The 13,756-nt window shown below is 48.7% G+C and carries 12 protein-coding genes; 3 read left to right on the forward strand and 9 right to left on the reverse strand.

The features are described 5' to 3' along the window. Positions 1 to 93 precede the first annotated feature (93 nt). Positions 94 to 2,664: a bifunctional lysylphosphatidylglycerol flippase/synthetase MprF gene (gene mprF / locus V7728_RS18250; protein WP_012117111.1), complete on the reverse strand. Its 2,571-nt coding sequence runs from the start codon at positions 2,662 to 2,664 to the stop codon at positions 94 to 96. Positions 2,665 to 2,832: 168 nt separating this feature from the next. Between mprF and V7728_RS18255 the strand changes: the two genes are divergently transcribed. Both V7728_RS18255 and V7728_RS18260 read left to right on the forward strand, forming a co-directional pair. Further along, positions 2,833 to 3,315, forward strand: coding sequence for a MarR family transcriptional regulator (locus V7728_RS18255; protein ID WP_012117110.1), 483 nt, complete (start codon positions 2,833 to 2,835; stop codon positions 3,313 to 3,315). A gap of 108 nt (positions 3,316 to 3,423) precedes the next feature. After that, positions 3,424 to 5,016 carry an MFS transporter gene (locus V7728_RS18260; RefSeq protein WP_099566505.1) on the forward strand — a complete coding sequence of 531 codons (1,593 nt, stop codon included), beginning with the start codon at positions 3,424 to 3,426 and terminating at the stop codon, positions 5,014 to 5,016. On the opposite strand, the gene bstA is transcribed toward V7728_RS18260, so the two are convergent. The 5 genes from bstA to V7728_RS18285 all read right to left on the reverse strand — a co-directional run bounded on the left by bstA (position 4,976) and on the right by V7728_RS18285 (position 10,254). After that, positions 4,976 to 5,518: a bacillithiol transferase BstA gene (gene bstA / locus V7728_RS18265; protein ID WP_047935463.1), complete on the reverse strand. Its 543-nt coding sequence runs from the start codon at positions 5,516 to 5,518 to the stop codon at positions 4,976 to 4,978. The two genes, V7728_RS18260 and bstA, sit on opposite strands and share 41 nt — an antisense overlap. Positions 5,519 to 5,543: 25 nt before the next feature. Beyond that, complete coding sequence (locus V7728_RS18270) at positions 5,544 to 5,816, reverse strand: ribonuclease inhibitor Barstar (protein WP_007408543.1); 273 nt, start codon at positions 5,814 to 5,816, stop codon at positions 5,544 to 5,546. Positions 5,817 to 5,838: 22 nt separating this feature from the next. Next, entirely contained in the window at positions 5,839 to 8,250 is a 2,412-nt protein-coding gene (locus tag V7728_RS18275) for a PEP/pyruvate-binding domain-containing protein (RefSeq protein WP_043020686.1), read from the reverse strand. 322 nt (positions 8,251 to 8,572) lie between these two features. Beyond that, a complete protein-coding gene (locus V7728_RS18280) occupies positions 8,573 to 9,661 on the reverse strand; it encodes an acyltransferase family protein (protein WP_099566504.1) in 1,089 nt (362 codons plus the stop codon). Beyond that, entirely contained in the window at positions 9,652 to 10,254 is a 603-nt protein-coding gene (locus tag V7728_RS18285; protein ID WP_007408540.1) for an NAD(P)H-dependent oxidoreductase, read from the reverse strand. The genes V7728_RS18280 and V7728_RS18285 overlap by 10 nt, the downstream gene beginning before the upstream one ends. Before the next feature lie 232 nt (positions 10,255 to 10,486). On the opposite strand from V7728_RS18285, the gene V7728_RS18290 reads away from it, so the two are divergent. Further along, positions 10,487 to 11,038 carry a PadR family transcriptional regulator gene (locus tag V7728_RS18290; RefSeq protein ID WP_015239418.1) on the forward strand — a complete coding sequence of 184 codons (552 nt, stop codon included), beginning with the start codon at positions 10,487 to 10,489 and terminating at the stop codon, positions 11,036 to 11,038. A 37-nt stretch (positions 11,039 to 11,075) separates the two neighbouring features. On the opposite strand, the gene cyoE is transcribed toward V7728_RS18290, so the two are convergent. The 3 genes from cyoE to V7728_RS18305 all read right to left on the reverse strand — a co-directional run bounded on the left by cyoE (position 11,076) and on the right by V7728_RS18305 (position 13,667). After that, positions 11,076 to 12,023: a heme o synthase gene (cyoE, locus tag V7728_RS18295; protein ID WP_060562252.1), complete on the reverse strand. Its 948-nt coding sequence runs from the start codon at positions 12,021 to 12,023 to the stop codon at positions 11,076 to 11,078. Between the two features lie 365 nt (positions 12,024 to 12,388). Beyond that, the gene (locus tag V7728_RS18300) at positions 12,389 to 13,246 is read right to left on the reverse strand and encodes a VOC family protein (RefSeq protein WP_085341831.1); all 858 of its coding nucleotides are present in this window, start codon (positions 13,244 to 13,246) and stop codon (positions 12,389 to 12,391) included. 16 nt (positions 13,247 to 13,262) lie between these two features. Further along, a complete protein-coding gene (locus V7728_RS18305) occupies positions 13,263 to 13,667 on the reverse strand; it encodes a DoxX family protein (RefSeq protein ID WP_012117101.1) in 405 nt (134 codons plus the stop codon). Positions 13,668 to 13,756: the final 89 nt, after the last annotated feature.

Genomic DNA, 13,756 nt, shown 5'->3' on the forward strand with positions numbered 1-13,756 from the left:
TCATCAGCCATCCTTTCACCTTATGATCATGTTATTCAGTATAACAGAGTGAAATTAGAATTTTTAGTCAATTATTCAAAAAAAAGACGCCTTTTAACGGCGTCTTTTTTTGGTTTTTCCGATCAGGCGGGTGACGAGGATCATCGTGACGGACAGCGATCTGTTTTTGCGGTACGCCAAGTATTTCCCGCGCCACTCCGGTTTGTATTTTTCTTTAAAGGCCCGCAGCCCGCTGAAGCTGTACATATACCGGACGTTGTTGAAGATGACGGCCGCGATTCTTTCCGACCAGAAAGAAGTAAAAGCCGTTCCTACGTTTGACAAAGGCGCCATGCCCATATTGAAGGTAGTATAGCCTTTTTCCTGCGCCCAGAGAAACAGACGGATGAAAAGCGCGTCCATAATACCGTTCGGCGCGCTTTTCCGATAACGCATCAAGTCGACGGATATCTCGCCTTCCTGATACATCGGCATCAGGTTGGCAAAAGCGATGATCTCCCCTTCCGCGTCTTTCACGTAAGCAATCGGCGCCTGTTCCAAATAATCCCGGTCGAAGAAACCGAGAGAAAAACCTTTCTCTTTTTTCGGTCCGAGCCATTCGTCCGAAATGTCTTTCAGCTTGGCGATAAACTCGGAGGAAAACGGCGGTTCCCCGACATGAAATGTGTAGCCTTCGCGGTCAAATTTGTTGTTAATCGCCCGCAGCCCCGCTTTTTTCTTACCTGAGAGCGTAAAGGCCTCCATATCCACGAACGCTTCTTCTCCAAGCTTGAAGAAGTTATAGCCGAAGTCATGGTACAGCGCCAGATCTTCACGTTCGATCTGATAAAACATGACACTCAGCCCCTGCTTATGCGCTTCATTCAGAAATTCCTCAATCACAAGCGGAAAAGAGTCTCTCTGTCCTGACGGATCACCGAGCACGACAAGCCTTCTGGAAATCTGGCTGAACAATAAAAGCGCTTTGCCGTCGCTTGAGAAATAAAACCGCTTATCCCCGAGAAAGCCGAGATGGCTGAGCGCATTTCCGCCTTCTTCCGCCAAAAAGGACTTCAGCCGTTCAGGATCGGCCTCTTCTCCGATCGGCTTCGATCTTTTATGATAAAAGAACGTAAACAAAAGGAAAAACAGCGGCACAACAATAATGGCCGTCATCGTGGCATATGTAATGTGCGAATTGTTATGGACGAAATAATCGTGGCGCAGCAGCCGATTCATTTTATCCCAAATAAAGCCGGCAATGAGATTGTAGTTAAACAAGGCGATAATAAACAGAGCGGCCGCAAAAATCATCTGGCCGAGCGTATACGAAGCCTGCTCTCTGATAAACTGCCGCTTTAACAGCACAAGCAATACGATGACGACAGGCAGAATAAAGATCGCGCTGATGTTCAATCCTTTTAAGAAACTGAACACAAAACCGCCGACCAGCGCGGCAACCGCCATTGAATAAGAACGTTTCGTCCGTTTGTATAATTCAATCGGCAAGATTAAAAGAATCAAAGCCGCGCTTAACGATAACGCGTTAAACGCAAGGAGCGCCGGGCGCGGAATATGCGGGATGACCGTCTCCCTGTCAATCGGCAGGGCGACGGACGCCAGCACGACGACTCCCGCCATGAAAACCAAAAGCGACAGCGAACCGTAAAGCACCCTGATTAAGATAGCGCGCTGGAATACGAGAAGCACGTTCGTCGTTTCCACGGCAGGCGCCATCTTCGGATTTGATTCCAGCCGTTTAAGCGTATTTTCCGTTAAATCGCCAGCCGCAAAGAACAGCCCGAACACAAACGGAATAAATGAATACACAATCCGGTAGATGACGATGGATGTCACAACCGCCTCCTGCGGAAAGCCCATATTCTGCATGCCGAGCAGAAACAGAAGGTCAAACGAACCGAATCCTCCCGGCACAAGACTGATGATTCCCCCGATAGCGGCAATGGCAAATACACCGAATACATGGCGGACATCCGCGTGAATCCCCATGACATACAGGGAATAATACATGACGACGGCCGCCGCAAACCATTCAGCAAACGATGCCCCGATGTAAGAAAAAACCGGATGCCTCGGTTTTGCTTCACCGTCTTCTGCGCCAGCTTTTTTATTGTTGATCCCAGCGGCGATTAAGGCTGCCGGCACTATAAGCGCCACTCCGGCGATAACAGCCCACAGCCACGGTTTCTCACCCGTAATCTCTCCAACCGGCAGAACCCGGGCGATGGTCAGGATACTGAAGACGGACAGCCCGAGCAGCGCTGAGGACGTAAGCCAGGCGATGCCTGCGACGAGGCGTTTTACGTCATTCGTATGTTCTTTGTATAGCATCGTCCGCAGCCCGACACCCGCCAGACCGCCGAATCCAAGGACATTGTTAAAGGAATTGGCGATAAAGGAGACCCTGAATACTTTCCAATTCGGAATGTTGAGGCGAAGCGTCCGTTTCAGCACAAAGTCATAAAAGGACATTGCGCTGACGGCAAGAAGGCCGAGCAGAACGAGAATAAATAAATCGTAACGCTCAATCCCGTTAATAATGTACAGCGTTCGTTTAAAAGAAAGGTCTGTCAATTCCTTTTTGGACTGATAAATGACTAAAAGCAAAACTGCAATAGGAAATAATACTTTTAATATCGATAAGGCATTCTTTTTAGTCAGCAATGTTCTCTCCAATCATCATAAAATAGCTTATTTATTATAATTCCCCCAATAATCTCCAACATATTATACACTACCACCTCACATTCAAACAAAACTCGTCTGCAACTTTCTTTCTCTGATTAAAATCAGTAATATGGTATGCAGGAGTATAAATGAGGAAGTGAGACGATGGATTATAATCTGCATGATACAACAGTATTAAGCGGCGATATTTTTTCTCCTGAGGAACGGGATATTTGGGTGCTGTACATGAAAGTGATGACATCGGCGGGGCTCGGCGATGTGTCGGAGTGGATGAAGCTTGATATGAGCATGCCGCAAATGAAGGTGCTGATGCTTCTGAACAACCACGGGACGCTTAAGGTGAGTGACATAGCGGAGAAAATGGGCGCTTCCCTTTCAAATACGACGGGGCTGCTTGACCGTTTAGAAAAATCATGTTTCATTACACGCGCTCCGTCAGAAGAAGACCGCCGTTCAGTCGTCGTTCAATTAACGGAAAACGCGAAAGATATTTTCCGCAGCCTTTATCAAAAAGGACATGTAAAATTGAAGCGTTCATTGGAAACACTGACCGCTGAAGAAAAACAAACGGTCAATCAAGGGCTTGCCATTTTGGCAAGAGCGCTTGATTCTTCCAAACAGGGATAGAGATGAAAAAGGCCTGCCGGTATCGGCGGCCTTTTTTTGTTTGACATTTAATTCACTTGAAGTGAATAATATATTCGAAGTGAATTAAAAACAGGAGGATTGATCAGTATGCCGGAGCCATTGCAAACAGTAAAAAACCAGAGCCGGGCCATCACTCTCTTTACGATCGGTGTGTTCATGGCGGCGCTGGACAACGGAATTATTTCCGCTGCTCTGACGACGATTAACAGCTCTTTTGATGTTTCTCCTTCATGGGGATCGTGGGGAGTGACCCTTTACACATTGGGACTCAGTGTCAGTGTGCCGATTGTCGGCAAGCTGTCGGACCGATACGGGCGGAAAAAGCTGTTTATGATTGAAGTCGGGCTGTTCGGACTCGGCTCTTTGCTTGTCGCACTCAGTCAGAGCTTCCCGATGTTTTTGGCGGCACGGCTCATTCAGGCGCTTGGCGGCGGCGGAATTTTTATTATCGGGAGTTCGCATGTGCTGGCCGTGCTTCCGAAGGAGAAACAAGGGAAAGCTCTCGGGCTTTTAGGGGCGATGAACGGTATGGCGGCCGTCCTCGGACCGAATATCGGGAGCTTTTTGCTTGATGTAACCGGATCGTGGCATTGGCTGTTCTTGATTAACCTGCCGATTGCCGCCGCTTTGGTTGTGTGCGGCGGTTTGTTTATCGCTGAAACGAAAGAGCCTGAGGCGAAACGGCTTGACCTCGCCGGCACAATGCTGCTGTCTCTTGCGATCTTATCTTGTATGATCGGTATCACGAATCTCGATGGGGCGAAGCTGTCAGAAAGCATAATGGACGTAAAGGTATACGGGTATCTTTTGGGAGCTGCACTTCTCTTTCTGGTGCTGCTTAAGGTCGAAAAGCGGGTTGAAAACCGAGGGGGCGATCCGATTCTCGCCTACTCGCTGCTGCAAAATAAAGTGTTTCAATGGACGCTCGTCATCGGATTTTTATCGGGAGGGCTGCTCGCTGCGGTCATTTTTATTCCTTCTTATGCGGAGCAATATTTGCACGTATCGGCGGAGAAAGCGGGTTATTGGATGACGCCGCTCGCGTTGGCGTCAGGCATCGGAGCGTGGCTCGGCGGGGCGATCACGGATAAAAAAGGGCCGGTCTTTTCCGCGGTTGTATCAGGCGCCATCGCATTTGCCGGCTTCAGCCTGTTTCCGTTATGGGTGACGGATAAATGGGAATTTGTCACAGCGAGTGTCATTGCGGGGATCGGTTTCGGATTTCTGCTCGGGGCTCCGCTGAATGTGCTTGTATCAGAAACGGCGGGCCAAAACAAAGGAACAGCGCTCGGCACGCTGTCACTCGTAAGGCAGGTCGGGCTGACGCTCGCTCCGGCTTTATATGCCGGCTTCATTACAGCGGGCTTTGACCGGATCGGAGATGACATCAAAAACCGTTTAGCGAAAAGCGGCATTCCCGCTGATCAGGCGCAAATGCCCGATATCGGCGGCGGACTTTCTTCGTTGCAGGAGCAGGTAAGCCGAATCCCCGTTCCCGCCGTCAAAAAAGCGGTTTCTGATGCAATTGAAGCGGGCATTTCCAGCGGCTACCACCATCTTTATACGGCAGCCGCCGTCATTTCATTATGCACGATTGTGTCTGCGGCGGTTTTGGCGTATTTCCGGAAGCCGGCATCCTCTAAGACAGATGCCAGCCCATCCGCCGGGAAAGCTCAGTAATATGGGCGATGTGATGTTCAGAGTGCCAAACATATAGCCCGAGCGCTTGTTCCAGCGTAACCGTCTCTTTAGATACAGGATGGAAGTATGTCCGTTTGAATTGGGCTTCCGTCATGGAGCGCAAAAGAGCGGCCCATCTTCTGTGCAGGATCGTTAACAGCTCAAGCGCATCCCCGCAAGCGGCAGTTTTGGAATCATGAAGATCGGCCCAGCCTTTTTCATCATAAGGACGGATTTCCGGTTCATTCTCCGTTAAGCTCAATTTAAACCGGGTATAGCCGTTCATGTGGCTGTCCGCCAGATGGTGAACCACTTGGCGGACAGTCCATCCCCCTTCGCGGTACGGCGTATCAAGCTGACTGTCCGACATCGCTCTGACAGCTTGTTTCAGTTTGGCCGGAGCGTGTTCGAGCGTATTGATCCATTCTTGTTTCTGTCCGGCCGAAATCGATTCAGCCGGCTGATACTCTCCAATCGGATAGCTGAGGATTTGTTTTTCCATTTTTGTCCCTCTCCCGTTGATCGTATTATGAAAGTATGATGGTGATGTCGCAGCCTTCCGCTTTCGCTTCACGAAAGACCTGAAGCACACTCTCGGCGCCATTTTCTGTAAGCTGCTTGCTTTGTTCAAACTGTCTCCATTCTAAAACGAGGGGGTATTCCACCCAGCCGGTCAGACAATCCCATAAAGCGTCAAGGTTTTCACCGTAGTATTCAGGAAGGGCAAGTTCCTTTTTCAATGTCTGGTGCAGGTCGCTCATACTTCTGATTTGCTCCCCATTAATAACTGCTTTATTCATGCGCGGCTCCTTTCCCATGTTTTTATTCTATCAGTTTACCATTTTCCTCTTCAGAAGTGACCGGAGTCTGCCGCGGTTCCAGCTGGACAATGCCTTGCCCGCCGTCAACGGCCACCCTGTCCCCCGTTTTCAGTTTTGACGTTGCATTTCCGCACCCGACAACGGCAGGAATTCCCAGTTCCCGGGCAACGATCGCCGCGTGGGACAAAGGGGCGCCGACGTCCGTTATGATAGCAGCCGCTCTTGGAAAAAGCGGGGTCCAGCCTACATTGGTTGTCGACGTCACTAAAATTTCCCCCGCCGCAAAAGAATCCCCGTCTTCCGGAGCATCAAGGACACGGACAATGCCCTCCACTCTCCCGGCCGCTCCCGCGAAACCTTTTAAAGTATGCGCATCATCAGTTTCCGCAGGCATAAAAGCATCGTAATAATCCGCTCTTCTGTCAGGATCCTCAGCCCATTTAAACGGATTGAACCTTCCGTTAATAACGGATGGGAACGGCGGCAGTTTTTTATAGGTTTCATAGTTTTGCTTTCTCGCTTGAATCGACGCAACCGCCGGCTCTTTCCCCGCGAGCAGATCGGTTATTTCATGCAGATACAAGAAGAAAATATCGTCCTTCATGCCGGTCATTTCCGCCGCTCTGAGCGCGAATGCTCTGGCTGTCCGGTACACCCTGACAAATTCGGATCTGGTTGTTTCTCTAATATTCGCGTATTCTGACGCTTTTTCCATTTTGGCTTTGAGCCATTTGACCTTATGAGGAAACTTTTCTTCAAATCTTCGGAAGGCCTGTTCATGCGCCCGCTGCTGTTTCAAAAGCAGTTGTTCGGCATCAATACCCGACTCCTTGTGTTCTTTGATCTGCTTCGTCAGCCAATCCCGGTTTTCTCCCGGATGCGGTATGGAAAGTTCGTATTCATGCGGGCCACGGTGGCCTTGGTTCCTGAGATATTCTTCCTCGCTCATACGGCCTTTCATGACTTGATCAATGCCGATAATCGGCTCCAGGCTGGCCAGGCCGCCTTTTCCCCTCAGATTGGAGAGCAGGAGATTCGCATCTTCTATCCCTGCGAGTTTTGTTAATTGAGAGGTTAACGACGAAGAGGATTGCGCAGAATCACGCCCGCCGGATATTAACGCAAACCACGCGTTGCATAAATACGGATAGATCTCATTGTTCCATATCGCTAATAATGTCCGCTCCGTTTCGGCCCGTTTCAGCTTTTCCTCAATATTCCGGCACCACTCCGGCGATTCGTCCAAGTAGGAGGACATGTTTTTTTTCGCGTGCTTCATTTTCGACAGATACGGTTTCAGTTTTTTCGAGATGATCTTCAAAAGTTCATACTTTGAGAACGGATATAAGGGAATTTTCATTTCCGCCGGGATTTCTCCCAATGTATCGCTCATCATTTTTCCTATTTTTCCGCCTTTCGGATTCAGACCGAAAGCGGCGAGAACGGAAAGAGGCTGGCTCATATTGTTATAGGCTCTGCCGCAAATATTGCCGGACCAGACATAATAGCCCGGAATGATGCCCGACTCTTCATCCAGATTCCGGAGGAGCGACCATGTCAGCGGCGTCATCACATCGGGAATCGCTTCTCCTATATTTGTGTTTGTCCATAAAAAATCACCGCTGAAAGAATCATTCCATTCATAGGTTTCCAGATTTCCGGCTTGTAAGGTCGTAATCGGGCGGGATTGAAGAATATACAATGTCCCGCCCGCGGCGGCCCATTCAATATCCTGCGGCCCTCCGAGATCTTTTTCCAGCTTTTTCGCCAGTTTATAGAGCTTTGACGCATATTTGCGAAATTCCCCGGGGCCGTCATATTTTTTCTTAGGCCGTGCCAGTTTAAAAGAATAGGCATCGGCTTCCCCGGAAACGAGCTGCTCCCCGAGACCGTAGACGTAATTGCCTGTCATCTCCCGCCTGCTCCCCGTAATCGGATCTGCGGTAAACAGCACTCCGGATATCTCAGACGGTATCATCAGCTGGATGACGATTGCGATTTCATGCTCATCTTCCATTCCCTGAACGGCGCTGTACGCTTTTACCCTTTCTGACTGTGCCGATCGGCGGACTTCATCAATCGCCCTGGACATATCTTGATCTGTTTTGACATTCAACACCGTATCGAATTCTCCGGCAAAGGAAGCCTGAGCGGAATCCTCGCTCAGCGCGGATGATCGTACGGCAAACAACGCAGATGCATGGCGGCTGCGGATGGATTTCACATATTGATCAACAGCCTCTCTCGCCTGATGGCGCAGCTGTCCGTCCTGAAAGGCAGACGGCAAAATCACAAACCCTTCAGGCACAGGATACCCGCTTTGATACATTTTAGAGAGAATGCTTCCTTTTCCTCCCGCAAAGGAATAAAGTTCGTCCGGAAGTTCTCCGAATGTTTTGACACAGTCATTCATAATGTCCCCGCTCCTTTTTAGTCGTTCATCCAAGCTCACAGTTTTTCTCTTTTTCACTTTTTTTGAAAGTATTTCCTATAAGTATACAATATATCGGTCTTCACAAGGGAGAAAATCGATGGCGTTATGTTGTCATAAATGCATCCGTCAAAACGGCCGCAGCGTGGTCTTCAGCCTTACAGTGAAAGCGCTATTAAAATTAGAGATAGGCTGCCCGATACTGCTTGCCTGGCATTCGCTTCCGGCTTGCCGCGGGGGGTTTCGTTTGCAGGTTATGTACAACTTCCGTATCAAAAAAGGCGGCTGAAACGCCGCCTTTTTTTCAGACTGTGCGGCCTTGATGCGCCGCCGTATTTCTTTTGGTCTGCTTCGGCTGATACACTTTCCCGACAAACAGGTATCCGTATCTGAAATGGTTGCACACCCAAGATACGAAAATGGGACCGAGCGTGCAGATCAAAAATAAAAGAAGGATGGCAGCCGGCAAAGGCATTGATCGCAAATAGCCTTCCAGAAGATATCCGCTGATTAAAAAGTAGGAGTGCAGCAGATAGATTGAAAACGAATAGTTGCTGATCATCATCACAATCGCGGGCACTTTTTTGAGCTTTGAAAACAGATGAAAACACAGAAAGATCATACTGACCGCGTAAATCATAATATCCGGACGCTTAGAGGAAATGGAGCCGCCGCTGATATATGAAACGGCCACAATCAATAGTGCCGATACGGCCGCACTGAAGTAAACCGCATAACGGTACTGATTGATTAGCGATAAAAAACGCGGATATTCCTTTCCGCAATAAAATGCCAGACAGAAATAAAACACCCAGCCCGGAAACGGAACCCAAAAGAACGGAAAAATAGAATCAAGCCCCGATGATGCCGGCGGATGAAAGATGGAAAAGTAAGCCAGATAGACGGCGTTGATGATAAACGACACAGACAGCACCCACATGGGAGATTTGTTGTTCAGCCAGCGGTGCAGCAGCATATGGAGAATGTAAAATTGAAAGATCACAAGAATGAAGTAGCCGATGAAGTTTCCTAAAAACACATTTTCTAAAAATTTACCGATCACTGAAACGAAGCCGGCTCCTTCTTCCGCCACGCTTTTCATTAAAATGGCATCCACCGCGGCAATAAACAGAAACGGCACGAAAATGACTTTGCCCCTTTTCTTTAAAAAACCCGCGGGAACGCCTCCCGGGTATGACCTGGCAAGCAGAAATTCCGAAATAAAGATAAACGCCGGCGTGCTGAACATCAACAGGGTCCGAAAAGCATCAACCGTATGGGCGGCACTGGCTAAGGACTCTTCCTGAATCATCAGCACCATTGAAACTACGTGAAGCAGAACCACACTTAAACAGGACAGGCAGCGAATCACGAAAATTTCTTTTATCTGCATGCGGCCGCTCCTTTTTCACAAGCGCGCCGGACTTTAGCGTATGCTTGGCGCAGCCATTTTTCCCGCAGCTCGGGTGTGCTCGTTTTGACGACAGAAAAAAGGTTCCGCTCGGCTTTTTGAATGCCGCAAAATTGCAGAATGCCTTTTTTCAGCGTAATCCAGTCCGAGTTTTTCCGGAACCACTTTAAGTACCAGCCCGGGGAATCCGCCGTATAAAAGACCTGTGCCGTCTCTGCCCGGAGCAGTCCTTTTACGCGGCCGTTTTCATATGTGTAGGCTTCTCCGGCGACAAGCACTCTGTCAAAAAAGCCTTTCATAATCGCCGGAACGCCTCCCCACCACAGCGGGTAGATGAAAATGAGATGATCCGCTTCTTTCATCAGTTTCCGGTATTTCTTCGTTTCAGCGTCCCGGTTCATGTCAGAGCGCTTTTTTTCGCCGCCGTACTTCAGCACGGGATCAAATTGGTCGGCGTATAAGTCAATGACCGTATAGCTTTGGCCGCTGTCCTTTAAAGCCATGACGACGTATTTTACGAGAGCCGCATTGAAACTGTTCTCATCCGGGTTTGCATACACAATCACCGTCTTCATATGTCCCTCCCATTATTTCTTAATTTTTACAATGATTATATCATGTTGTCATATGAATGAGGCAAAGACATGAGAAAGGCTTTTTCCAGTTCTGCTGCCGTTTCGATAACCCCTTTCTGCATATTTTCGCTGATTTTGCCGCCGCAGATTCAATTACAAGCATCCGGCACTTCTGCGTTTTTGAGCGGCCGTATGGTATACTAGCTGTCAAATGAATGGCTTGGAGGGCAACATGAGAATTTTAAAGTACGCGATTTTAGGGCTTTTGCGAAAAGGCGAATTGAGCGGATATGATATATCGAGCTATTTTAAAGAAGAGCTCGGCCAGTTTTGGAGCGCAAAGCACAGCCAGATTTATCCGGAATTAAAAAAACTGACGGCTGAGGGATTTATTACGTTTCGCACTGCGATTCAAGGAACGAAGCTTGAGAAAAAAATGTACACGCTGACTGACAAGGGAGATCTGGAGCTTGCTGCCTGGCTGACGAAAAAAGACCCGATTCCGGAAACGGTCAAGGATGAATTTATGCTGAAGGCTTATTTCATCTCAGCTTTGACGCAGGAAGAAGCGGATGAGCTATTCACCGATCAGCTCGTAAAGCGGAAGGAGAAATTGTCCGATCTGGAAAACAGTTATCAAGAACTGATGACATCGTCCGCGGAGGCGGATTCTTTTTCTTCTCCTGATTTCGGCCATTATCTCGTGCTGACAAAAGCGCTTGAGCGGGAACGGAATTATATTTCCTGGCTTGAAGATATTTTGGCTCTCATCAAAAAAGCATAAACAAAACGGGGCGGCTCTGTATCTGCAAGCCGCCTGTTTACGTTCTGAGAACCGCATTGATAAACGAATCAGCCATTAAAATAAGAAAAAGCAGACTGAAATACACAATCGAATAAAAAAACATCCCCTTCGACCATTGCGTGTCATCCGCCGCCTGAAAGCCTTTGACGCTCCGGTACAGCCAGATGGCTCCGAGCAGGAGAGCGGACGCGGTATAAAACGGGCTGACGTCTATATAAAGAGGAACGAGCAGCGAAACCGCAGTCAGAACGGCGATATAGCGCAGCATTTTTATTTTTGTGGCGCGGTTGCCTTTTATGATCGGCAAAAGCGGAATGCCTGCGGCACGATACTCTTCCTTTCGCCTGATTCCAATCGCCCAGAAATGCGGCGGCTGCCACAAAAACATAATCGCGTATAACAAAATCGCGGGCATATCAATGTACCCGGTCAGCGCGCAATAACCGATTAAAGGCGGAGCCGCCCCGGGAAAACTGCCGACAAATGTGCTCCAGACGGATTGTCTTTTAAACCAAAGCGTATAAACGACGGCATACAGCAAAAATGCAAGCAAGCCAAGAACGGCGGTCAGTACATTAAGCGAAGCAAGCATGATGAATCCGCATGCGCCGAGACATGTGCCGTACAGGATCATGACCGGCGGCGGTATTTTTCCCGTGACGCTGGCGCGGGTGCGGGTTCGCGCCATTTTTGCGTCCATGCCGCGGTCAAAAAAGTTATTAAAAACAGTGCTTGATGCCATGACCAACGCCGTTCCGATCATGGCAACCGCCATGGCGGCAAATATCCCGGGCCCTCCGCCCGTCCTTTCTGACTGAATCCATGCGATCCAAAATCCGCCCAATGCGGCGAGTGAATTTGAGATGATAATCCCCGGTTTGGCAAGAATGATAAAGTCCTTGACCGTCATCCGGTTTCCGTTATGTTTCATCGGCTGTTCCGTCTGTGCTGCATTTGAGTTCATTTGTTCAGGTTCTCCTTTTTCGGCTTATCATATCAGGAAGAATCAGGAAGCACAATTTATTTTGAGCATTTTTCACACAATTGTAAATTGTGTATAAAAAGCCGCATCTTGTGACCGGATGCGGCTTTTGCCTTTTTCTATTCAAATCCTGCCCATACAGCTTTTTCAATCCGGCGGATGCTCTGAGCTCGGGCCGGCGATGGCGGCTCCACGCGTCATTTTTGCGCCTCACTGAGATGTTCGCTCTCTTTAGTCACACAAAAGCCGTGTGTATATTGCAAATCGACGTTCTTCTTTCCCGAACCTTCCCAAGAAAACTTCAGAAAAATAAAAAACCTTGCCGGTTAGACGGCAAGGTTTGTTTCTTACAGTGTAAATGCGATATCCGCCCCTGATACAGGGTCTTTGACGAATACGCCCTCTTCTTTTTCTTCGATCTCAAAGCCGGCATCGGTCAGCGCTTTTGTCACACGTGACAGCTCTTCTTGATGCGGCAGCGCGATGGTGTAATAATCCAGCCCGCTTGCGTTTCCCGGTTTCGGCGGCGCATGTTTTCCGGCCCATATATTCAGACCGATGTGATGGTGATACCCTCCCGCCGAAACAAACAGAGCGGACATGCCCGCGTAATTGCCGACAATGTCAAAACCGAGGATATCGGTGTAAAACGCTTTGGCTTCCTGTAAATCCGTCACATGAAGATGGATGTGACCGATTACGGTTCCTTCTGGGAGACGGCTTTTCCGTTCAGCTCCGGCTTCTTCCAAAAGCCCGTCCACATCGACGGGCGCCGTTTGCATGACATAATTGCCCTCTGCATCCCGGCGCCACGTGCTGCGGGGACGATCGGCGTATATTTCAATACCGTTGCCGTCCGGATCAGACAGGTAAAGAGCTTCACTGACCGCGTGATCCCCCTGACCGAGCGCGATGCCGTTTTCAATCAGCCTGGCCAATGCGATGCCGAGTTCTTTCCGGTCAGGCAAAAGTATCGCGAAATGGTAAAGGCCGGTGACAGACCGCTCCGGCAGAACGACGGCGCCTGGATTTTCTTCAAGCACCAGCAGGACGCGTTTTCCGTCTGCTGACAGTCTTGCTGAACGATCTGTCTGCGAGATGACTTGAAGGCCGATTACATTCCGGTAAAAGCCGAGCGAGCGTTCCATATTTTTAATGGTCAATTTGACATAACCGATTGCCGTATCTTGATGAATGCCGGTCATTTGAACGCCTTCTTTCTTATGCTGAAAAAGTTTCTCCCTTTTTTGATTTGAAAAGGAGCTGATCCAATGAAAGCAGACGGCTTCCTGAAAGCGCTAAGTGAATTGACGCAACCAGTAAGATGAAATCAAATTCCGATCCGCCCATAAATGGTGAGGAAAGCTTCGCCGTGAAGATGGCGCCGACTAATGTGACGGCAAACAGAACGCCGATAATGCGCGTTGCCAAACCGAAAAAGATCAGAACCCCGCCGACAAGCTCAATCGTCGCGATGACATAGACCATAAAGGCCGGAATCCCGATGCTCTGGAAAAATTGCGCAGTTCCTTCCAACCCTTGAAACTTGGATAAACCGTGAACAAAAAAGATAATACCTGTTACAACCCTTAAAAGCAGTGTTCCTGTTTCGAATGATTTATTCATAAAATCCTCCTTGAAAATTATTATCACTTACTTTATGTAAGCTAGTATATATACATAACTTATTTACGTCAAGTAATTTTGTTACATTT

Source organism: Bacillus sp. JHAA (assembly GCF_036961585.1).
GTDB lineage: Bacteria > Bacillota > Bacilli > Bacillales > Bacillaceae > Bacillus > Bacillus velezensis.